Here is a 21879-nt window from a genome sequence, read left to right as displayed (position 1 = left end):
GTTCGACAGCCCTCGCCCGCTCTCCGGTGCGCGGCCGAGCCGACAACGCGAACCCCGGTAAACTCGTGCCCATGGTGAACACAATCGATCTCCGCGGCCGCTCTCTCACACCCTCGGAGCTCGAGAACCTCATCCCGCGGCCCGTCGTCGACGTATCGGTGGCCCAGGACGCCGCGGCAGCACTGATCTCCGAGGTCCGCGCCGAGGGTGCCGCGGCCCTCACGCGTCACGCCGAGCGATTCGACGGGGGAGCGCCCGCCGCGTTCCGCGTCCCGGCAGCCGACCTCGATGCCGCTCTCGAGGGCCTCGACCCGGCCGTCCGTGCCGCCCTCGACGAGACGATCCGTCGCGTACGCGTTGGTACCGCCGCCCAGGTTCCCCCGCAGCAGACCACCGAGGTCGCCCCGGGTGCCCGCATCGTGCAGCGCTGGCAGCCCGTCGGGCGTGTCGGGCTCTATGTTCCCGGCGGAAAGGCCGTCTATCCCTCGAGCGTGATCATGAACGCCGTTCCCGCGCAGGTCGCCGGGGTGCGTTCGATCGCCCTCGCCTCGCCCGCGCAGCGCGAGTACGGCGGCAACGTGCACCCCACCATCCTGGCCGCCGCGCGTCTCCTCGACATCGACGAGGTCTACGCCATCGGCGGCGCCAGCGCGATCGGCGCCTTCGCCTATGGCGTTCCGGATATCGGACTCGAACGCGTCGACGTCGTCACGGGCCCCGGAAACATCTTCGTCGCCGCCGCGAAGCGCCTCGTGCGCGGACAGGTGGGCATCGACGCCGAGGCGGGCACGACCGAGATCCTCGTCATCGCCGACGACAGCGCCGACCCCGATTTCGTCGCTGCCGACCTCATCAGCCAGGCCGAGCACGACGAGGCGGCGGCCTCGCTCCTGGTCACCGATTCCGCGGCCTTCGCGCAGGCGGTCGAAGCCTCGCTCGAGCAACTGCAGCCGCTCACGCAGCACGGTGCGCGCGTGGCCGAGGCTCTCTCGGGCCCCCAGTCGGCGATCGTGCTGGTCGACGACCTCGACCGGGCGGCCGAGTTCAGCAACATCTACGCTCCCGAACACCTCGAGATCCAGACCCGACGCAATGACGACGTGCTCGCGCGCATCACCGACGCGGGCGTCGTCTTCCTCGGGGCATCCTCGCCCGTGAGTCTCGGCGACTACATGGCCGGTTCGAACCACGTGCTTCCCACGGGAGGTCAGGCGCGGTTCTCGTCTGCCCTCGGCGCGTACACGTTCCTGCGGCCGCAGCAGATCGTCGAATACGACCGTGCCGCGCTTCAGGATGTCTCCGACCGCATCGTCGCCCTATCCCGCGCCGAGGCCCTGCCCGCCCACGGCGACGCGGTGTCACAACGTTTCTCCACAGGCACCGCGGATGCTGCATCCTCCACAGGCTCATCCGCCCCGGTTCCGGCATCCTCCGAGCCGGTATCCTGACAACACCATGTATTGCCCCTTCTGTCGCCACCTCGATTCCCGTGTCATCGATTCGCGCACGAGCGACGACGGTCTGTCGATCCGCCGCCGACGTCAGTGCCCCGAGTGCGGCCGGCGCTTCAGCACCACCGAGACGTCGAGCCTCAACGTCATCAAGCGCAGCGGCGTCGTCGAGCCGTTCAGCCGCGAGAAGGTCGTCAGTGGCGTGCGCAAAGCCTGCCAGGGCCGCCCGGTGACCGACTCCGACCTGGCCCTGCTCGCGCAGAAGGTCGAAGAGAGCATCCGGCAGACCGGAGCCTCCCAGATCGAGGCCAACGAGATCGGCCTCGCCATCCTCACGCCGCTCCGCGAGCTCGACGAGGTGGCCTACCTGCGCTTCGCGAGTGTCTACCAGGCATTCGATTCGCTCGAAGACTTCGACGCGGCGATCGGGCAACTGCGCGCCGAGCACGCGGCCGGGCACGATGCGGCTGACGCGGGCGCCCAAGCCTGAGCCTGAGTCGCCACCGAACATCCTCGACCTCCCGGGTGGGCCACAGCTGGTTCGTCCGACATCCGACCGCTGGAGCATCCATGTATCGCCTGCTGTTCGACCACGTCCTGTCGAAGTTCGAGCCTGAACGCGCACACCACCTGGCCGCGCTCGTCATCCGGGCCATTCCTGCTCTCGGCGCAGCGACGGCCGTCAAGCGTTACACGGCGCCGACCGGCGACCTGAGCGTGCACACGCTGGGCCTGACCTTCCCGACACCGTTCGGCATCGCGGCCGGTTTCGATAAAGACGGCACGATGTTCGCGGGGCTCAGCGCCCTGGGCTTCGGCCACGTCGAGGTGGGCACGCTCACGGCGCACGCCCAACCGGGCAACCCGAAGCCGCGGCTCTTCCGTCTGGTCGACGACAAGGCGATCATCAACCGCATGGGCTTCAACAACGGGGGAGCGCAGGCCGCGTCTCGCCGCCTCGGCCGCGAACGTGGTCGTTCGGGCCGCGCGGTGCTCGGCATCAACATCGGTAAGAGCCGCGTCGTCGACGTCGACCGCGCCATCGACGACTACCTCACGAGCACGGCCGTCCTCGCGCCCATTGCCGACTACCTCGTCGTCAACGTCAGTTCGCCGAACACGCCGGGCCTGCGCGGCTTGCAAGAGCTCGATAAATTGGCGCCCCTGCTCGAGGCGGTGAAGGCGGCCGCGGGTCGCACGCCGCTGCTCGTCAAGATCGCGCCCGATCTGGCCGACGACGAGGTCGTGCGCATCTCGGAGCTCGTGGTGCGCCTGGGCCTCGACGGCATCATCGCGACCAACACGACGATCTCCCGCGAGGGCCTGCGCTCCAAGCCCTCGCTCATCGCCGCAGCGGGTGCCGGTGGTCTCTCCGGGGCCCCCGTCGCTGCGCGCTCGCTCGAGGTGCTGCGCATCATCCGCGGTGTCGTGCCCGCCGAGCTGTGCGTCATCTCGGTGGGAGGTGTCGACACGGCCGACGATGTCGCGGCTCGCCTGGCGGCCGGCGCCACCCTCGTGCAGGGCTACACGGCGTTCCTCTACCGCGGCCCGCTCTGGGCGCGCCAGATCAACCGCGGGCTCGCGCGACTCCGCTCCTCCGCGGCTTAGCTCGACCCGAGCGCGGTCGACCGCGCCCCTGGGGTGACCGCTCCTCTGTGGCACAGCTCGACCCGGGCGCGCCCCACCCCGGCTTCGGGCGACCCCGCTTCCCGTGATGGAGCATGACCCGGGAGTGGGCGACAGTGCCCCGCCCCTCGCGACCCAGTCTCGCGCGCCGACGCGCCACGCAGAAAGCCGCCGACGATTACTCGTCGACGGCTCCAGATCTGCGGCGCTCGACGCGCCGGGCTCCCGACCTACTTGACCTTGTCGGGGAACTGCCCGCGCTTCACCTGAGGCTTCGGCAGGCGCAGGGCGCGCAGCTGCAGGGCCCGGATGGCGGCATACCACCGCACGCCGCGCTCGACGTTGTCGACGCCGAACTTCTCGCCCAGCTTGCGCTTCACGCGGTAGGCCAGGAAGAACGAGTCGATCACGGCCAGGGCGAAGAAGAGCCACAGCGCGAGCATGCCGTAGAGCTGCACGGCCGGGTCGGGGAAGAACGTCAGCACGATGACGACGAACATGAGGGGGATGAGGAACTCACCGATGCTGAAACGGGCGTCGACGTAGTCGCGCACCCAGCGCTTCTGCGGACCCTTATCCCGCACGGGCAGGTAGCGGTCTTCACCGGCGGCCAGGCCGACGCGGGCCCGCTCGCGCTCGACGGACAGCTGGGCACGGGCCTGACGAGTCGCTTCTTTGCGATCGTTCGGCACCAGGGGGCGCTTGTTGGCGGCCTCGCGCTCTTTACGAGTCGGCGTCGGCCGCCCCTTGCCGGCGTTGATGCGGGCCTGGGTCTCTTCGGCGGTCTCGATGTGAGCCGATGTCTCGGCCGCGTTTCGGGTTTCGGTGTGCTTGGTCACGTGGGGTCCTCGGATCGGTTGCTCTTAAGATTACCTGTATGACCGAAACCCAGGAGAATTCATCCAGCTCATTGTCCGGAACGGATGCCGCGATCCGGCAGGCCGTCCGTGACCGGCTCCCCTCGACCATCGCCGATCTGTCGCAGCTCGTCCGCCTCCCGAGCGTCTCGTGGAATTCGTTCGACCCCGAGAACGTGGTGAAGAGCGCCGAGGCCGTCGCCGAACTCGCGCGGGGGACCGGCATCTTCGACACCGTCGAGATCAAGCGGTCGGCCATCGAAGACACCGAGACGCTCGGCCGCCCCGCCGTGCTCGCGAAGCGTGCCGCCAAGAACGGCCGCCCCACCATCCTGCTCTACGCCCACCACGACGTGCAGCCCCCCGGCAACGCCGCCGACTGGGACACCCCGCCCTTCGAGCCGACCGTCAAGGGCGACCGCCTCTACGGCCGCGGTGCCGCCGACGACAAGGCGGGTGTCATGGCCCACATCGGCGCTATTCGCGCACTGACGGATGTCGTGGGCGCCGACCTCGACCTCGGTATCGCGCTCTTCGTCGAAGGTGAAGAAGAATCGGGTTCGCTGTCCTTCTCGAACTTCCTCGTCGACAACCGCGAGGCGCTGCAGGCCGACACCATCGTCGTCGCCGACTCGAACAACTGGGACACCGAGACCCCCGCGCTCACGGTCGGCCTGCGCGGAAACGTCAAGTTCACGCTGACCGTTTCCACGCTTGCGCACGCGTCCCACTCCGGAATGTTCGGGGGAGCGGTGCCCGACTCGATGCTCGCCACCATCCGTCTCCTGTCCACACTGTGGAATGAGGATGGCTCGGTCGCCGTCGACGGCTTGACCACCTACGACGGCGAAACCCCCGACTATGACGAAGAGCAGCTGCGCCAGGAGGCCGGAATCCTCGAGGGCGTCACGCCGATCGGGCGCGGCAGCATCCTGAGCCGCATCTGGGGTCAGCCCTCGATCACGGTGACGGGCATCGACGCGCCCTCGACCGACGCCGCGTCCAACACGCTCGCGCCCACCACGTCGGTCGTGCTCAGCATCCGCATCGCCCCCGGCCAGAACGCCGAAGACGCGCTGCAGGCCGTCGAGGCCCACCTGCGCGCACACGCCCCCTTCGGCGCGCACATCTCCCTGGCCAAGTTCGAACTGGGCAACCCGTTCCTCGTCGACACCTCGGGTGAATCGGTGCGCGCCGCCAAACAGGCCATGTCGGATGCCTGGGGCGTCGAGCCCGTCGAGCTCGGCATCGGTGGCTCCATCCCCTTCATCGCCGACCTGGTGCGCGAATTCCCGAACGCCGAAATCTTGGTGACGGGCGTCGAAGACCCCGACTCGCGCGCGCACAGCCCGAACGAGTCGCTGCACCTCGGGGTCTTCGAGAAGTCGCTGCTGGCCGAAGCCCTGTTGCTCGGGCGCATGAACTCGCAGACCAGCGGGGAATGAACCGAACCGAATGCCGGTTGCAGAGCTTAGACTTGATCTAACAGCTTCGACTGCGGCTTCTACAGCCGGCATTCGGGCCCCGAAACCCCAAGGAGAGTCATGACAGACACGATGTCACCGGTGGCGACCACCGCCGCTCCCGCAGAGACCACTGCCCCCGCCCACGGCGTCGGGCTGTCCGACGGTGCTGCCCAGAAGGTGCGCAACCTGCTCGAGCAGGAGGGCCGTGACGACCTGCGTCTGCGCGTCGCCGTCCAGCCGGGCGGATGCTCGGGCCTCATCTACCAGCTCTACTTCGACGAGCGCATGCTCGACGGCGACGCCACGGTCGACTTCGACGGCGTCGAGGTCATCGTCGACAAGATGAGCGTGCCCTACCTCGATGGTGCTTCGATCGATTTCGAAGACACCATTCAGAAGCAGGGCTTCACGATCGACAACCCCAACGCCCAGGGCAGCTGCGCGTGCGGGGACAGCTTCCACTAAAGCTGAGTGCGTTTCGCGCCTGAGGTGCGATGGCACGAACACGTGAGGACGAGGGGTCCGGCCGCGACAGGCCGGGCTCCTCGTCTTTTGTTTTGCGTCGGGAACAGCACAAATGCCGTTTCCGGCCCGTAAATGGTCACGACCTCTCGGCACTATCGGGATAGACTGACAGGGAACTAACAGTGTCTTCTGAAAGGTCCCAGGTGCGTTCGAAACGTCGACTCCGATGGGCTGTAATTCCGGTCGCGATCACTCTCGCAGTGGTCCTCGCCGGTTGTACCCAAGCCGAGCTACACGGTTATCTCCCCGGTTTCATCGAGGGTGAGGCACCGGTTACCAACCACACCGAGCGGGTCGCAGGCCTCTGGGTCACGTCCTGGATCGTGCTTCTCGCGGTCGGTGTCGTCACCTGGGGTCTCCTCATTTGGGCGATCGTGGTCTACCGCCGCCGCAAGGGCCAGACCGGCCTCCCGGCGCAGCTGCGATACAACATGCCCATCGAGATCTTCTACACGGTGATCCCGCTGATCCTGGTGCTGGGCTTCTTCGCCTTCACCGCCCGCGATCAGGCTGCCATCGAGCAGCCCACGGCCAACCCCGACGTCAAGATCGAGGTCTTCGCCAAGCAGTGGGCATGGGACTTCGTCTACCCCGACGCGGTCGAGGGCGAAGACGTGTGGTCCACGGGTGTTCAGGCTCAGGACGAGCCCAACGCCGACCGTGGCACCGTCAACCAGGAGCTGCTGCCGACGCTCTACCTGCCCAAGGGCCAGACCGTCGAGATCGCACTCCAGTCGCGCGACGTCATCCACTCCTTCTGGGTCATCGACTTCTTGTACAAGAAGGACATGTTCCCCGGCAAGATCAACTACATGTACTTCACGCCCGAGCGTGAAGGCACCTACGCCGGCAAGTGTGCCGAGCTCTGTGGTGAATACCACTCGCTCATGCTCTTCAACGTGAAGGTCGTCTCGCCCGACGAATACAAGACGTATCTCGAGTCGCTGGCAGACCAGGGCAACGTGGGCGATTTCGGCGAGGAATACTCTCGAAACAGCAACCTCCCGGGCACCACGCCCGCGTCGGCCGAGGAAGAAGGCAAGTAGGCCATGGCTACCACCATCGAACTCCCTTCGGGCCAGGCGAGCGTCATCGACCGCTCGTCGGTCGAGCACAAGGGAAACATCCTGGTCAAGTGGATCACCTCCACCGACCACAAGACCATCGGGTACATGTACCTGATCTCGTCGTTCATCTTCTTCTGCATCGGCGGCGTGATGGCCCTCATCATCCGCGCGCAGTTGTTCGAGCCCGGCCTCGCGCTGCTCTCGACCAAAGAGCAGTACAACCAGCTCTTCACGATGCATGGCACGATCATGCTCCTCATGTTCGCGACGCCGCTGTTCGCCGGATTCGCCAACGCGCTCATGCCGTTGCAGATCGGTGCCCCCGACGTGGCGTTCCCGCGTCTGAACGCCTTCGCCTTCTGGCTCTATGCCTTCGGTAGCATGCTCGCCGTCGGCGGGTTCCTCACCCCGCAGGGTGCGGCCTCGTTCGGATGGTTCGCCTATGCGCCGCTCTCGAGCACCACGTTCTCACCGGGCGTCGGAGGAAACCTCTGGGTCCTCGGCCTCGCGCTGTCAGGTTTCGGCACGATCCTCGGTGCGGTCAACTTCATCACCACGATCATCACGATGCGCGCGCCGGGCATGACCATGTTCCGCATGCCGATCTTCACGTGGAACACGCTCGTCACCTCGCTGCTCGTCCTGATGGCCTTCCCGGTGCTGGCGGCCGCCCTCTTCGCCTTGGGCGCCGACCGAGTCTTCGGGGCACACATCTATGACGCCGAGAACGGTGGCGTCATCCTCTGGCAGCACCTGTTCTGGTTCTTCGGTCACCCCGAGGTGTACATCATCGCGCTGCCGTTCTTCGGCATCGTCTCCGAGATCTTCCCGGTGTTCAGCCGCAAGCCGATTTTCGGATACAAGACCCTCGTCTACGCGACGATCGCCATCGCCGCCCTGTCCGTGACCGTGTGGGCTCACCACATGTACGTCACCGGATCGGTGCTGCTGCCGTTCTTCTCGCTCATGACGATGCTCATCGCTGTGCCTACGGGTGTGAAGATCTTCAACTGGATCGGAACCATGTGGCGCGGCTCGGTCACCTTCGAGACCCCACTGCTCTGGTCGCTGGGCTTCCTGGTCACCTTCGTCTTTGGTGGCCTCACGGGTGTCATCCTGGCTTCGCCGCCGCTCGACTTCCACGTGTCCGACACGTACTTCGTCGTCGCCCACTTCCACTACGTCGTCTTCGGCACCGTCGTGTTCGCGATGTTCGCCGGGTTCTACTTCTGGTGGCCCAAGTGGACCGGTAAGATGCTCAACGAGAAGCTGGGTTACTGGCACTTCTGGTTGCTCTTCATCGGGTTCCACACCACGTTCCTCATCCAGCACTGGCTGGGCGTTATGGGCATGCCGCGTCGTTACGCGACATACTCGCCCGAGGACGGCTTCACCTGGATGAACCAGCTGTCGACCATCGGCGCCATGATCCTTGCCGTGTCGCTCATCCCGTTCTTCCTGAACGTGTACCTGACGGCTCGCAAGGCTCCGAAGATCACGGTCAACGACCCCTGGGGTTACGGCGGATCGCTCGAGTGGGCAACGTCCTGCCCGCCCCCGCGCCACAACTTCACGTCCATCCCGCGTATTCGTTCCGAGCGTCCCGCGTTCGACCTGAACCACCCCGAAGCCGGCCTGCCGGTCGGTGTGGGACCGGCCAAGGATGCGCCCGATGCCCCGACCGTCGACCTCGGCGCCGGAGAGGTGAAGTAACCCATGAAAGCTAACGTCGTCCTCTTCTGGATCATCGCCGTCTTCTGCTTCCTGCTCGCGGGTGTCTACACCTTCTGGAACCTGGTCGACCCCTTCCACGGCTACGTGGAGTGGGTGGGCACGGTCGCGCTCACGCTGAGCGGTGCGCTGGGTGCCTTCCTCGCCTTCTACTTGGGCCGCGTGCACAAGCAGCAAGGCGCCGAACTCCCCGAAGACACGCTCACCGCCAACATCGACGACGGTGACCCCGAGATCGGCTTCTTCAGCCCCTGGAGCTGGTGGCCCATCATCCTCGCCGGTGGTGGCGCCCTGGTCATGCTGGGCCTCGCTGTAGGCATCTGGATCGCCTTCGGCGGTGTCGCCCTCACGGTCATCGCGATCACGGGCTGGACCTACGAGTACTACCGCGGCTACCACGCGCGCTAAGCGCCTCTGAGAGCCTCGCGAATGCCGTTCCCTCACGGGGAGCGGCATTCGTCGTTTAACCGGTTGTCAGCGCAACGGAGGACCACTCGCGGGCCACAGTCCGACCCGGTGGAGAACGGGGCTGCTCCGGTGTCACAGCCGACGGCCTGCCGCCCCTCGGACGGCTTAGAGACGCGCGCTCAGCAGCGACTCGGACGGTGTGTCGAGGCCAACGGCCAGCAGTCACTCACGCGGGATCGAAGTCGACTGTCAGCAGACACTCACGCACGATCGAAGCCAAAGGACAGCGGCTGCTCAGCCGGGATCGAAGCCAACTGTTAGCAGCTGCTCACGTGGGATCGAAGCCAACTGTCAGCAGCCGCTCAGCCGGTCCGAGAGTTCGGCGTCGGCCGTGGCGTCGAACTCGTCGCGCGATCGCATGACCTGCTCGATGTGTTCCTCGGCCCACGAGCTGAGCGCCCGCAACGGGTCTCGGAGCGTCTGGCCGAGCGGGGTCAGCTCGTACTCGACACGCGGAGGCATCTCGTCGTAAGCGATGCGGGTCACGATGCCGTCCCGTTCGAGATCCCGCAACGTCGCGGCGAGAACTGTGCCGCTGATGCCCTCGACCCTCGTGCGGATGTCGCCGAAGCGGACGGGACCGGCGCTCAGCGTGATCACGATCATGGCGGTCCACTTGTTGGCGATACGCGCAAGGGAGGTGCGGGACGGGCAGGTGGCCAACATGACGTTCCAGTCTGGCCGTTCGGTGTGCATGGCATCCCCTTGGTTACGTTGAGGTAACAGGGTACTGACGCTGACGATGGGATGACCGAATAACACCCGTGAAGGAGCAGTCATGACAACCCAGCCCGCAACGATCGCGCGAATCTATTTCGAGGCCCTCAGGAGGGGAGACGTGCCGACCCTCATGTATCAGTTCGCGCAGGACGTCGTCTGGCACCAACCGGGGGAGAACCGGTTCTCGGGCATGCACCGTGGGGTCGACAGCGTCGGCGCTCTGATCGGCGGCATGATGCAGGTCAGCGAAGGATCGTTCGCGCTCGAGGTCACGGGCCCCCTGATGGTGAATGGCGACCTGGTCGCGGTTCCCGTCCGATTCACTGGACGGCGTGGGGACGCTTCCATGAACATGTCGGGGGTGGACCTGCTGACGGTGCGCGACGGCAAGATCGTCGAGATGCATCTCTTCTCCGAGGACGGCGCGGCCGAGGACGCCTTTTGGGGCACCGTCTAGCGATCCGCCTCCGCTCGTGCGCGCCAGGGCGCCGGCCCCGGTGCGAGCTCGGCGAGGCGGTGAGGCGATCACGGCCCCGGCGCGCGAGCCCCGCAGCGCCGTGATGGTACGACGAAGGCCCCGTCGCAGAAGCGACGGGGCCTTCGGGGCGTTCAGTGGAGACTAGTGGTCTCCGTGTGAGCGCTCGATTTCGTTCTTGGTGGTCGGCGCGATGCGATCCTCGAAGAACCAGCGGGAGAGCGAGCCGCGCACGCGCTGCGTGGTGGTGATCTTGCCGCGCGAGTTGGGGCGGATCATGAGCGGCTTGTAGTCCTCGTAGCTGACCAGTTCCCAACGCTCGTACTCGTCGACGGGCTCGTGCACCTCGATGTACTCGCCACCGGGGAGGCGCACGATGCGGCCCGACTCGAAGCCGTGAAGGACGATCTCGCGATCCTTCTTCTGCAGACCGAGGCAGATGCGCTTCGTGATGAAGTACGCGATGAACGGCCCGACGATGAGGCAGAACTGCAGCGTGTGGATGACACCCTCCATCGTCACCATGAAGTGCGTGGCGATGATGTCGGAGGAGGCCGCCGCCCAGAGCGCCGCGTAGAACGTGACACCGGCAGCACCAATCGCGGTGCGGGTCGGGGCGTTGCGGGGACGGTCGAGGATGTGGTGCTCGCGCTTGTCGCCCGTGACCCAGGCCTCGATGAAGGGGTAGATCAGAACCGTGAGGATGAACAGACCCAGGACGCCGAGCGGGATGAGGATGTTGAACGAGAACGTGTGATCGAACAGCATGAACTCGAGGTGCGGCGGAACGAGACGCAGGGCGCCGTCGGCGAAGCCGATGTACCAGTCAGGCTGCGTTCCCGCGGACACCGGCGACGGGTCGTAGGGGCCGTAGTTCCAGATCGGGTTGATCGTGAAGAACGTGGCCATCAGCATGATGACGCCGAAGACGATGAAGAAGAATCCACCGGCCTTGGCGGCGTAGACCGGGAGGACCGGGTAGCCGACGACGTTCTGCTGTGTGCGGCCCGCACCGGGGAACTGCGTGTGCTTGTGCACGACGACGAACACCAGGTGCAGCGCGATGAACGCGACGACGAGGGCCGGCAACAACAGGATGTGCAACGTGTAGAGGCGGCCGACGATGTCGGTGCCCGGGAACTCGCCGCCGAAGAGGAGGAACGAGATCCAGGTTCCGACGATCGGGATGCCCTTGACCATGCCGTCGATGATGCGCAGACCGTTGCCCGAGAGCAGGTCGTCGGGGAGCGAGTAGCCGGTGAAGCCCTCGGCCATCGCGAGGATGAAGAGGACGAAACCGATGACCCAGTTGAGCTCACGCGGCTTGCGGAACGCACCCGTGAAGAAGATGCGCAGCATGTGCAGGCCGATGGAGGCCACGAACAGCAGGGCTGCCCAGTGGTGCACCTGGCGCATGAGCAGACCGCCACGGATGTCGAACGAGATGTCGAGCGTGGAGGACATGGCCGCCGACATGGCGACGCCCTTGAGTGGCACATAGGAGCCGTCGTAGTGGACCTCGGCCATGGAGGCCTGGAAGAAGAACGTGAGGAAGCTGCCCGAGAGCAGGATCACGACGAAGCTGTAGAGAGCAACCTCGCCGAGGAGGAACGACCAGTGGTCGGGGAAGATCTTGCGACCGAACTCTTTGACGACGGCCGAGATGCTCGTGCGCTCGTCGAGGTAGTTGGCTGCGCCGGCCGTGAGGCCGCCGCTCTTCTTCGCCACGGGCGCCGACGACTCAGTGGCCGTGGGCGGGGCGGTTACGGTACTCAATGACGCTCCCAGAAGCTAGGCCCGACAGGTTCGTGGAAGTCGCTCTGGGCGATGAGGTAACCCTCGTCGTCGATCGCGATGGGAAGCTGCGGGAGGGGACGAGCGGCCGGTCCGAAGATGACCGCACAGTGGTTGGTGACATCGAACTGCGACTGGTGGCAGGGGCAGAGCAGGTGGTGGGTCTGCTGCTCATAGAGAGCCACCGGGCAACCCACGTGGGTGCAGACCTTCGAGTAGGCAACAATGCCATCGTACGACCAGTTTTTGCGCTCGGGAAGCTCTACGAGATCTTCGGGCTTGAGGCGCATGAGCAGCACGATCGCCTTGGCCTTCTCCTCAAGCATGTGCGGCATGTCGCCGAGGCCCTCGGGGATGACGTGGAAGACCGAGCCGAGGGTGACCTCGGAGGCCTTGATCGGTTGGCCGGAGGGGTCGCGCGCCAGGCGCGTGCCCTTCTCCCAGGCGGTCTCGTTGAGCAGGTGCACCGGGTCTTCGCCCTCGGGGGCGAGGCCACGGAACAGCACAACGGCGGGCAGCGGGAAGGCGATCAGCGCGCCGATGAGCGAGTTGCGGATGAGGGCGCGACGGCCGAACCCGGACTCTTCATTGGCTTCGGCGAAGATCTCGACGGCACGCTCGCGCGTGGCGTCTGTTCCGCGGACCGGGTGACGGAGGTCGACGCCTTCGTGGTCGGCCATGAGGGCCTTGCCCCAGTGGACCGCACCGATACCGATGCCCATGAGCGCCAGCGTGAGGCCGAGGCCGATGAACAGGTTGTTCGCGCGGACCGACATGAGGTCTTCAGGGTTGATCGGCCATGCCATGTAGGCGGCGATCGCGAAGACGCTGCCGGCGATCGACAGGTAGAACAGCGTGTAGACGACGCGCTCGGCCCGCTTGTTCTTCTTCGGGTCGAGGTCGGTGACACGCTTGCGGTGCTCCGGCAGACCGGGGTCGGTGACTCGGTCGGAGGTCACCACAGCGGTGCCGGGCGAACCGACACGCTCCTGGCCGTGATCCGACTGGTCGGCAGCGGCGAGCTCTCTGCCGCTGTTACCGTCCTGTGCCATTGTGCTCCTTCGTGATGCGTTCGGGGAGAACGCTGTTGCTAAATCTGTTAGTTGGACTTCGCCGTGATCCACACGGTCAGGGCGACGATGGCGCCCAGGCCGAAGATCCAGAGGAAGAGGCCTTCAGCGACCGGGCCGAGCGCGCCGAGCGGGTTGCCGCCGACGGTGGATGCGTTCTCGGTGTACTTCAGGGCCGTGATGATGTCGCGCTTGTCTTCGGGTGTGAGGTTCATGTCGTTGAAGACGGGCATGTTCTGCGGGCCGGTGACCATGGCCTCGTAGATGTGCGCGGGCGTGACACCCGTGAGCGGGGGAGCGAACTTACCCTCGGTGAGCGCTCCACCGGCACCGGCCACGTTGTGGCACATAGCGCAGTTGATGCGGAACAGCTCGGCGCCGTTGGCGGCATCGCCCTGCGCATCGAGGTACTGCTCCTCGGGGATGGCGGGGCCGGGGGCCACTGACGCGACGTAGGCCGCGAGCGAGGAGATCTGCTCTTCGGTGAACTGCACGGGCTTCTCGAGCGCCTGCGGGCCCTGGGCCTGCATGGGCATGCGGCCCGTTCCCACCTGGAAGTCGACGGATGCGGCACCGACGCCGATGAGGCTGGGGCCGTCTTCGCTGCCGTCGAGGGCGAGGCCGTGGCATGTTGCGCAGTTGGCCTGGAAGAGCTTCTTGCCCTCTTCGACCGAAGCCTGCGAGTTGGCGGCGGGCGTCTCGGCGTTGGCCGTCGTGGCGCTGAAGGCCGCGTAGGCGCCGCCCGTGAAGAGCAGCCCGACCGCGATCAGAGCGACCGTGGCCAGCGGGGAACGCCGACCGTTCTTGCGGGCCGTGCGAGCGGACGTGTTGCGTTTCCTAAGCATGGAGATGGCTCAGCTCCGATTTCTATTTGAGAACGTAGATGACGAAGAACAGGCCGAGCCAGACGACGTCGACGAAGTGCCAGTAGTAGGACACGACGATTGCGCTAGTTGCTTCTTTGTGGGTGAAGGTCTTGACCGCGTATGCGCGTCCGATGACCAGCAGGAAGGCGATGAGACCGCCCGTGACGTGGAGGCCGTGGAAACCGGTCGTCAGGTAGAACGCGGAGCCGTAAGCATCCGAGCTGAGGGAGATGCCCTCGCTGACGAGCGTGGCGTACTCGAAGATCTGGCCGACGACGAACATGGCGCCGAGCGTGTAGGTGAGGAAGAACCACTCGACCATGCCCCACTGCGAGGGCTTGGGGCCCACGGAGCGCGGCTGCATGCGCTCGGCCGCGAACACACCGAACTGGCACGTGAACGACGAGGCCACGAGGATGATCGTGTTGACCGTCGAGAACGGGATGTTCAGCGTGGCCGTGTGGGTGGCCCACAGATCGGGCGCCACAGAGCGGAGGGTGAAGTAGATGGCGAAGAGGCCGGCGAAGAACATGACTTCGCTGCCCAGCCACACGATTGTTCCGACCGCTACTGAGTTCGGTCGGTTGATCTTGGGGGCTCGCGCCGCATAGTTGAGGGAGGTGCTCGTCACCCCTCCATTATGTCCGATGTTCGGGCGCGATTTTGTCACGACGTGCGGAAAAACCATCACTGTTTGACTTAGGCGGGCCTTACCATCCCCTGTGAAAAGCCTGCCGATTCAGGGGTTATGCGGCGAACTGGCGGGCGCAGATAGGATTTGGGCATGTTCGAAACGACCTCTTGGCCCGCGATTCTCACCACTCTGCTCGACGGCGACGACCTCAGTGTGGCCGAGGCGACGTGGGCGATGCAAGAGGTCATGGTCGGAAACGCCACCGACGCTCAGCTGGCGGCATTCCTGGTGGCGCTGCGGGCGAAAGGCGAGACAGTCGACGAGATCGTCGGTTTCCGCGACGCCATCCTCGACAATGCGGTGGCCCTCGATGTGAACCCCATGGCGCTCGACATCGTGGGAACGGGCGGGGACCGGTTCGGCACCGTCAACGTGTCGACCATGGCATCCATCGTGGCGGCGGCATCCGGTGTGCCCGTCGTGAAGCACGGCAACCGCGCGGCATCGTCCGAGTCGGGGTCGAGCGACGTGTTGGGGGCGCTCGGCATCGATTTGACGCTCGAACCGGCGCGCGTAGCCGAGATCCTGGATGAGGCGGGCATGACGTTCGCCTGGGCGGCCGCGTTCCACCCCGGGTTCAAACATGCGGGGCGCACGCGGTCGGAGCTCGGCATCCCTACTGTCTTCAATTACCTCGGACCGCTGTGCAACCCGGCCCGGCCCGAAGCGTCGGCCGTCGGTGTCGCACAGCTCGACCGTGTGCCTCTGATCGTGGGCGTTTTTCAGACGCGTGGCGCCACGGCGCTCGTGTTCCGCGGTGACGACGGGCTCGATGAACTCACCACGACGGGCCACAGCCACATCTGGGAGGTGAGTCGCGGGCTGGTCACCGAACACGACCTCGACCCGCGCGACCTCGGCATCACGCGCGCCACCATGCAGCAGCTCGTCGGGGGCGACCCCGAGCACAACGCGCGCATCGTGCACCGCGTGATGTCGGGCGAGACGGGGCCCGTGCGCGACATCGTGGTGCTGAACGCGGCCGCGGGGCTCGTGTCGTTCCGACTCGCGGAAGACCCGAGCGAGGTGCAGGTGCCCATTCTGGACCGGTTCCGCACGCAGATGCGCGTCGCCGAAGAGGCCATCGACTCGGGGGCCGCGGCATCGCAATTGGAGCGCTGGGTGGCCGCAGCATCCCGCTCGTAACGGGGCCGGTGTCAAGGGTTCGATTGCGTCTATGCACCGCCGCGGCTGACGGATAAGTTGAGGGTGCGGGCCTCCGATGCCCGCGTGGCCCCGAGCCCAGGAGGATTCAATGAAGAAACTCATCAACGACCCGAAGAACGTGGTCGACGAGTCGGTAGCCGGCTTCGCGCTGGCGCATGCCGACCTCGTCACGCTGTCGACCGAACCGCTGTTCATCGCCCGATCCGACGCGCCCGTGAGCGGCAAGGTCGGCCTCGTCTCGGGCGGCGGCAGCGGGCACGAACCGCTGCACGCCGGCTTCGTCGGTTTCGGGATGCTGGACGCCGCCGTTCCCGGCCCCGTGTTCACCTCGCCCACCCCCGACCCCATCATCGCCGCGACCCAGGCGGTCGACGGCGGATCGGGTGTGCTGCACATCGTGAAGAACTACACGGGTGACGTGCTCAACTTCGAAACCGCCGCCGATCTGGCCGAGGCCGAGGGCATCACCGTGCGCACGGTCATCGTGGATGACGACGTGGCGGTCAAGGACTCGCTCTACACGGCGGGCCGTCGCGGCGTCGCGGGCACGGTCCTCGTCGAGAAGATCGCGGGCGCCGCCGCCGAACGCGGGGATTCGCTCGACGAGGTGGCCACGGTGGCCGAGAAGGTGATCGCACAGGTGCGGACGATGGGCGTCGCGCTCACGCCATCCGTCGTGCCGCACGCCGGCGAGCCGAGCTTCACTCTGGCCGACGACGAGATCGAGATCGGCATCGGCATTCACGGCGAACCCGGGCGGGCCAAGATCTCGCTCGAACCCGCCGACCAGATCGTCGACCGGTTGCTCGAACCGATTCTCGAAGACCTGCCGTTCGCGAGCGGGGATGACGTGCTCCTCTTCGTCAACGGCATGGGCGGAACGCCCCAGATCGAGCTCTACATCCTCTATCGCCGCGCCGCCGAGGTGCTGGCCGAGCGTGGCATCACGGTGACGCGCTCGCTCGTGGGCAACTATGTGACCGCCCTCGAGATGCAGGGTGCCTCGCTGACCGTGCTGAAACTCGACGACGAACTCACGACCCTGTGGGATGCGCCCGTGCAGACGGCCGCACTGCGCTGGGGTCGGTAGGACCCGGACGAAAGGAACATCATGACCGTTGGAACCGACTGGGCGACCGCGTGGGTGCGTGGAACGATCGACATCGTCTCGGAGCACCGCGCCGAGCTCATCAACCTCGATCGCGAGATCGGCGACGCCGACCACGGCGAGAACCTCGACCGCGGGTTCCAGGCCGTTGCGGCGAAGCTCGACGCGCTGACGCCCGAGACCCCGGCAGATGTGTTGAAGATGGTCGCCTCGACGCTCATCTCGACGGTCGGTGGAGCATCCGGACCACTTCTCGGCACCGCGTATTTGAAGGCCGCCGGCGCAATTGCCGGTAAGACCGAGTTGGGCCCCTCCGACATCGTCGCGCTGCTCACCGCGGCGCGCGATGGCGTGGTGCTCCGGGGTAAGGCCGAGCCCGGAGACAAAACCATGATCGATGCGTGGACGCCCGCTGTGGAGGCGGCCGCCGCTGCCGAGGCCGCCGGCGCCGATGTGCCGGCCGTCCTCTCTGCTGCGGCCGATGCCGCGCAGAAGGGTGCCGCCGACACGGAGGCGCTGGTCGCCCGCAAGGGCCGGGCCAGCTATCTCGGCGAGCGCGCCATCGGGCACCGCGACCCGGGCGCGCAATCGTCGTCGCTTATCCTGCGCGAGGCCGCCGCGGCAGCGGGTGCCAAATGAGTGTCGGGCTGCTGCTCGTCTCGCATTCGTCGAAGATCGCCGAGGGTGTCGCCGAGCTGGCCCACCAGATGGCCGCGTCCGTGACGATCGTCTCGGCGGGGGGCACCGACGAGGATGGCATCGGCACGAGCTTCGAGAAGGTGCAGAGCGGTCTGGCCTCGGCCGACTCGGGCGAGGGTGTCGTCGTGCTGTACGACCTGGGTTCGGCTCTGCTGACGACCGAGACGGCCGTGGATTTTCTCGAGGACGATGCCGTGCGCGAGCGGGTGCGTGTGGTCGATGCGCCGCTCGTCGAGGGCGCGGTGGCGGCTGCGGTCGCGGCCGAGATGGGCTCGGGGCTGGATGACGTCGTCGCTGCGGCGCGGACCGCCGGCGGCGGGCCTGAGAACGGGGCTGAGACTGGGGCCGGGGCAACGGATGCGGGTTCGGGCGCCCACGCTGGAGATGCATCCGCCTCTGACGGTGCCGTCGAACGCACGGTCGTGCTCGTCAACCGGGACGGTTTGCATGCTCGACCCGCGGCCGACTTCGTGAAGCTCGCCGGTTCGTTCGATGCACGCATCGATGTGAACGGCGTGGATGCACAGAGCCTGCTGGCGATCATGTCCCTGGGCTTGGTGCGTGGTGCCGAGGCTCGCATCAGCGCGACCGGTTCCGAAGCGCGCCGCGCGGTCGACGAGCTGAGCGAACTCATCGAGACGGGTTTCGGCGAGGACTGACGACCCGCAGCGGGTCATTTTCTTGGCGCATTCATAGGAAGATGCCGCTTTATCGTCTCACCGGGTATTAGGTGGATCAGGTGCTCGGCGTGTCCCGAAAATCGCTTGTGCGGCCCGAGTGGTCTGACTACAGTGATCGAGGATGTGGCCGCCGAGATGCGCGGGTGCTGTGGCCGATGTACGTCGGTCGAGACGCATCCGGTATGAAAGGCCTGGCCCCCATGACCCGTCGATCGTCCTTCTTCACCACCGTGACGGTGGCGGCCGTGCTGGCCGCCGGAGTGTTCGTCGGTCCGGCATCCCCGGCCCTGGCGGCCCCGAGCTACCCCAGTTGGGACGACGTCACCTCGGCGCGCGCTGACGAGAACCAGAAGAAGGCCGAGATCGATCGGCTGTCGGGCCTGCTCCAGACACTGAAATCGGATGCCGACGCCAAGGGCGTTGCGGCGCTGCAAGCGGGCGAGGCCTATCAGGTGGCTCTCGTGGCCGAGCAGGCGGCGACGAAGACATCCGATGATCTGACGGCGAAACTCGCCACCGCGAAGGAGACGGCCGACGCTTCGGCGAAGAAGGTCGGGCGCATCGTGGCGCAACTCGGCCGCACGGGCGCCGGGGGAGACCTCGGGGCGTCACTGTTCACGGGTGGCGGCACGAACGCAAGCGATCTGCTGTCGAAACTGGGCACACTCAACCAGGTGGGCGCGCATTCGGCCGAGCTGCTCGAGCAGGCCAAGAAGGATGCCAACCAGGTCACGTCGCTGAGCGAACAGGCCGTGAAGGCAGCCGAGGCGTTGACGGCCGCTGCCGAGAAATCGAAGTCGGCTCTGGCCGTCGCGAATGCCGCGGCCCAGGCCTCAGAGAAGGCTCTCGCTGAGCAGCAGTCGCACGCCGACGAGCTCGACGCCCAGCTGGCCTATCTGAAGGGTCAGACCGAGAACACCGAGAAGGAATACCAGGCGGGTGTCGAGGCGCGCGCCGAGGCGGCTCGACAGGCCGCCGCCGCGGCTGCGGCCGAACAGGCGCGGCAGGCTGCCGCTGCCCAGGCTGCGGCCGAAGCTGCTCGCGCGCGGGCAGCGCAGAACGCGCAACAGAACACGAGCGGGTCTCGGCCGTCGGCCGGTGGCGTGGCTCCGGCCGCTCCCGCACCGGTGGCCCCCGCGGCACCCGCGCCGGCACCGTCAGGATCCGGCGCACCCAGCTCCGCCGCCGCGAGTGCCGTGGCGTTCGCCTACGCCCAGCTCGGCGACCCCTACGTGTTCGCGGCCGAGGGTCCGAACGCCTGGGACTGCTCGGGCCTGACCATGATCGCCTACCGCCAGGCGGGCGTGTACATCGGCTATCACACGGTGGGCGCGCAGTACCGCGAGCTCACCAAACAGGGCCGCCTCGCCTCGGCGTCGAGCCTCGTGCCCGGCGACCTGTTGTTCTATTCGCCCGGCAAGTCCACGAACTCGCAGGGCATGTACCACATCACCATCTACGTGGGCGGCGGCAAGATGATCGAGGCGCCCGAGCCCGGCAAGCGCGTTCAGCTCGTTCCCGTGCGCACCCACAACCTCGTGCCCTATGTCGGGCGACCCGCGGGCTAGGTCGTCGAGACGGGGGTCTTGCCGAGCGCCGTCGAGATGGCGTCGGCCGCACGCACGAGCGCGAGGTGCGAGAGCGCCTGGGGCGTGTTACCGGCCTGACGTTCTTCGCCGACGTCGTACTCCTCGCTGAGGAGTCCCACATCGTTGGTCACGCTCAAGAGGCGGTCCATGAGGCGCGCGGCGTCGGCCTGACGGCCCGAGTGCGCATATTGCTCGACGAGCCAGAACGAACACGCCAAGAATGGATGCTCGGTGCCCTCGAGGCCGTCGACACCCGACTCCGTGCGGTAGCGCAAGACCAGGTCGTGGTCGAGCAGCTCTGACTCGATGCGGGCGACGGTAGCGAGCATGCGCGGGTCGTCGTAGGCGCAGAAACCGACCTGGGCCAGTTGGAGGAGCGCGGCATCCACATCGTCGGCGTCGTAGTGCTGCACGAATGAACCGTGCGCGGCGCTGACACCGGAGGCTTCGATCTCGAGCCGCACGTCGTCGCGCAGGCGGCGCCACTCGTCGACGGGCCCGTCGAGGCCGAACTCCTCGACGGCGCGCACGGCCCGGTCGAAGGCCGCCCACACCATGGCGCGCGAATGCGTGAAATGCTGCGGTTCGCCGCGGATCTCCCAGATGCCGCGGTCGGGGCGCTGCCAGTTGTCGGTGAGGTAGGAGAGCAGGGCGCGCTGCAGCGGCCACGAGAACTCGTCCTCGCGGATGCCGGCCTCGCGGGCCTCGTGCAGGGCGACCATCACCTCGCCGATGACATCCGTCTGGAACTGCGTGGCCGCGCCGTTGCCGACACGGACGGGCGACGCGCCCTTGTAGCCCGGCAGGCTGGGCACCTCGACCTCAGGCAGATTGCGTTCGCCCGCGATGCCGTACATGATCTGCACGTCGGACGGGTCACCGGCGACCGCGCGCAACAGCCAGTCGCGCCATCCCACCGCTTCGTCGGAGTAGCCGTGGGCGAGTAGCGCGCCGAGGGCCAGGGCGGCATCGCGCAGCCAGACATAGCGGTAATCCCAGTTGCGGCTGCCCCCGAACTGCTCGGGCAGGGACGTGGTGACGGCGGCGACGATGCCGCCCGTGTCTTCGTGGGTGAGCGCGCGCAGGACGAGCAACGATGTGACGACCGCTGGGCGGTAGGAACCGTCGTGGGCGCAGCGGTCGGACCAGCGGCGCCACCAGCCGGCCGTCGAAGCCAGGACGGCCGAGATGTCTTCGGGTTCGGGGGCGTCCCGGTGCGAGGGATACCAGGTGAGTGACAGGTCGACGGTCTCGCCGGCCGCGACCGTGAACTCGACACCGTGGCGGTGGTCTTCCGCGGCCAGTTTCGGGCTCCGCAGGACGACGGAATCGGGGCCCGCCGTCGCGAGGAGCGCCGGTGACCCGTCGGAGTCGGTGATCTGGCGGACCCACGGCAGGGCGTCGGCGTAACCGAAACGGAACCGCGCCTCCTCGCGCACGACGACGCGGCCGCTGATGCCGCGCACTCGTCGCACGAGATCGGCGCGACGGTTGCCGTGCGGCATGAAGTCGATGATCTCGACCACGCCGTCGGGGGTGCTCCAGGTGTTCACGAGCACGAGCGTTCCCTCGAGGTAACGTCGGCTATTGACGGCATCCGGATGGGTCGGTGCCACCTTCCAGCGCCCATGATTCTCGTCGCCGAGCAGCGCGCCGAACATGGAGGCCGAGTCGTAGCGCGGAAAACACAACCAGTCGATGCTGCCGTCGATGCCGACGAGGGCGGCGGTGTGGCAGTCGCTGATGACGGCATAGTCTTCGATCGGCAAGCTCATCCGCTCATCCTGTCAGGCGAAGCGGCGAAGACCCTGAAGCGCGGCGGGGGT

At 66.8% G+C, this 21879-nt stretch carries 21 protein-coding genes; 14 read left to right on the top strand and 7 right to left on the bottom strand.

Annotated features, from left to right (window positions below):
* Positions 1–71: 71 nt before the first annotated feature.
* The 3 genes from hisD (at position 72) to ACZ6IE_RS08110 (ending at position 3059) form a co-directional block, all read left to right on the top strand.
* Entirely contained in the window at positions 72–1448 is a 1377-nt protein-coding gene (gene hisD, locus ACZ6IE_RS08120) for a histidinol dehydrogenase (protein ID WP_464607510.1), read from the top strand.
* Positions 1449–1455: 7 nt separating this feature from the next.
* Positions 1456–1941, top strand: a complete 486-nt coding sequence (gene nrdR, locus ACZ6IE_RS08115; protein ID WP_464607509.1) for a transcriptional regulator NrdR — start codon at positions 1456–1458, stop codon at positions 1939–1941.
* Between the two features lie 80 nt (positions 1942–2021).
* Positions 2022–3059 (top strand): quinone-dependent dihydroorotate dehydrogenase, encoded by a 1038-nt coding sequence (locus tag ACZ6IE_RS08110; protein WP_464607508.1) that lies wholly within the window; start codon positions 2022–2024, stop codon positions 3057–3059.
* A gap of 248 nt (positions 3060–3307) precedes the next feature.
* On the opposite strand, the gene ACZ6IE_RS08105 is transcribed toward ACZ6IE_RS08110, so the two are convergent.
* On the bottom strand, positions 3308–3916 hold the full coding sequence (locus tag ACZ6IE_RS08105; RefSeq protein WP_077053112.1) for a DUF3043 domain-containing protein: 609 nt from the start codon (positions 3914–3916) through the stop codon (positions 3308–3310).
* A gap of 38 nt (positions 3917–3954) precedes the next feature.
* On the opposite strand from ACZ6IE_RS08105, the gene ACZ6IE_RS08100 reads away from it, so the two are divergent.
* The 5 genes from ACZ6IE_RS08100 (at position 3955) to ACZ6IE_RS08080 (ending at position 9131) form a co-directional block, all read left to right on the top strand.
* Positions 3955–5379 (top strand): M20/M25/M40 family metallo-hydrolase, encoded by a 1425-nt coding sequence (locus ACZ6IE_RS08100; RefSeq protein WP_464607507.1) that lies wholly within the window; start codon positions 3955–3957, stop codon positions 5377–5379.
* Positions 5380–5478: 99 nt separating this feature from the next.
* Entirely contained in the window at positions 5479–5865 is a 387-nt protein-coding gene (gene erpA, locus ACZ6IE_RS08095; protein WP_200811499.1) for an iron-sulfur cluster insertion protein ErpA, read from the top strand.
* Between the two features lie 203 nt (positions 5866–6068).
* On the top strand, positions 6069–6971 hold the full coding sequence (gene ctaC, locus ACZ6IE_RS08090; protein WP_464607506.1) for an aa3-type cytochrome oxidase subunit II: 903 nt from the start codon (positions 6069–6071) through the stop codon (positions 6969–6971).
* A gap of 3 nt (positions 6972–6974) precedes the next feature.
* A complete protein-coding gene (gene ctaD, locus ACZ6IE_RS08085) occupies positions 6975–8705 on the top strand; it encodes an aa3-type cytochrome oxidase subunit I (protein ID WP_464607505.1) in 1731 nt (576 codons plus the stop codon).
* A 3-nt stretch (positions 8706–8708) separates the two neighbouring features.
* A complete protein-coding gene (locus ACZ6IE_RS08080) occupies positions 8709–9131 on the top strand; it encodes a cytochrome c oxidase subunit 4 (protein WP_077053117.1) in 423 nt (140 codons plus the stop codon).
* A gap of 351 nt (positions 9132–9482) precedes the next feature.
* On the opposite strand, the gene ACZ6IE_RS08075 is transcribed toward ACZ6IE_RS08080, so the two are convergent.
* Positions 9483–9887, bottom strand: a complete 405-nt coding sequence (locus ACZ6IE_RS08075; RefSeq protein WP_464607504.1) for a winged helix-turn-helix transcriptional regulator — start codon at positions 9885–9887, stop codon at positions 9483–9485.
* An 82-nt stretch (positions 9888–9969) separates the two neighbouring features.
* Between ACZ6IE_RS08075 and ACZ6IE_RS08070 the strand changes: the two genes are divergently transcribed.
* The gene (locus ACZ6IE_RS08070) at positions 9970–10368 is read left to right on the top strand and encodes a nuclear transport factor 2 family protein (protein WP_464607503.1); all 399 of its coding nucleotides are present in this window, start codon (positions 9970–9972) and stop codon (positions 10366–10368) included.
* 162 nt (positions 10369–10530) lie between these two features.
* On the opposite strand, the gene qcrB is transcribed toward ACZ6IE_RS08070, so the two are convergent.
* The 4 genes from qcrB to ctaE are packed head-to-tail and all read right to left on the bottom strand — an operon-like array spanning position 10531 to position 14804.
* On the bottom strand, positions 10531–12162 hold the full coding sequence (gene qcrB / locus ACZ6IE_RS08065) for a cytochrome bc1 complex cytochrome b subunit (protein WP_464607502.1): 1632 nt from the start codon (positions 12160–12162) through the stop codon (positions 10531–10533).
* Positions 12159–13232 (bottom strand): cytochrome bc1 complex Rieske iron-sulfur subunit, encoded by a 1074-nt coding sequence (qcrA, locus tag ACZ6IE_RS08060; RefSeq protein ID WP_464607501.1) that lies wholly within the window; start codon positions 13230–13232, stop codon positions 12159–12161. Before qcrA ends, qcrB begins: the two co-directional genes overlap by 4 nt.
* A 47-nt stretch (positions 13233–13279) precedes the next feature.
* On the bottom strand, positions 13280–14095 hold the full coding sequence (gene qcrC, locus ACZ6IE_RS08055) for a cytochrome bc1 complex diheme cytochrome c subunit (protein WP_077053121.1): 816 nt from the start codon (positions 14093–14095) through the stop codon (positions 13280–13282).
* A gap of 22 nt (positions 14096–14117) precedes the next feature.
* Positions 14118–14804, bottom strand: a complete 687-nt coding sequence (gene ctaE / locus ACZ6IE_RS08050; protein WP_079727668.1) for an aa3-type cytochrome oxidase subunit III — start codon at positions 14802–14804, stop codon at positions 14118–14120.
* Positions 14805–14900: 96 nt separating this feature from the next.
* Here ctaE and trpD point away from each other — a divergent pair, with 96 nt between their 5' ends.
* The 5 genes from trpD to ACZ6IE_RS08025 all read left to right on the top strand — a co-directional run bounded on the left by trpD (position 14901) and on the right by ACZ6IE_RS08025 (position 20032).
* Entirely contained in the window at positions 14901–15956 is a 1056-nt protein-coding gene (trpD, locus tag ACZ6IE_RS08045; protein ID WP_464607500.1) for an anthranilate phosphoribosyltransferase, read from the top strand.
* A gap of 109 nt (positions 15957–16065) precedes the next feature.
* On the top strand, positions 16066–17067 hold the full coding sequence (gene dhaK, locus ACZ6IE_RS08040; RefSeq protein ID WP_464607499.1) for a dihydroxyacetone kinase subunit DhaK: 1002 nt from the start codon (positions 16066–16068) through the stop codon (positions 17065–17067).
* A gap of 21 nt (positions 17068–17088) precedes the next feature.
* Complete coding sequence (gene dhaL / locus ACZ6IE_RS08035) at positions 17089–17724, top strand: dihydroxyacetone kinase subunit DhaL (protein ID WP_464607498.1); 636 nt, start codon at positions 17089–17091, stop codon at positions 17722–17724.
* Positions 17721–18443, top strand: a complete 723-nt coding sequence (dhaM, locus tag ACZ6IE_RS08030; RefSeq protein ID WP_464607497.1) for a dihydroxyacetone kinase phosphoryl donor subunit DhaM — start codon at positions 17721–17723, stop codon at positions 18441–18443. The genes dhaL and dhaM overlap by 4 nt, the downstream gene beginning before the upstream one ends.
* 221 nt (positions 18444–18664) lie before the next feature.
* The gene (locus ACZ6IE_RS08025) at positions 18665–20032 is read left to right on the top strand and encodes a C40 family peptidase (RefSeq protein ID WP_464607496.1); all 1368 of its coding nucleotides are present in this window, start codon (positions 18665–18667) and stop codon (positions 20030–20032) included.
* Here the strand turns inward: ACZ6IE_RS08025 and ACZ6IE_RS08020 are convergent.
* Positions 20029–21828, bottom strand: a complete 1800-nt coding sequence (locus tag ACZ6IE_RS08020; protein ID WP_464607495.1) for a glycoside hydrolase family 15 protein — start codon at positions 21826–21828, stop codon at positions 20029–20031. The genes ACZ6IE_RS08025 and ACZ6IE_RS08020 overlap by 4 nt on opposite strands.
* Positions 21829–21879 lie beyond the last annotated feature (51 nt).

Source organism: Okibacterium sp. AC114, from assembly GCF_979253355.1.
Note: the sequence above shows the minus strand (reverse complement) of the source record. Positions and strands in the feature narration are given on the sequence as shown.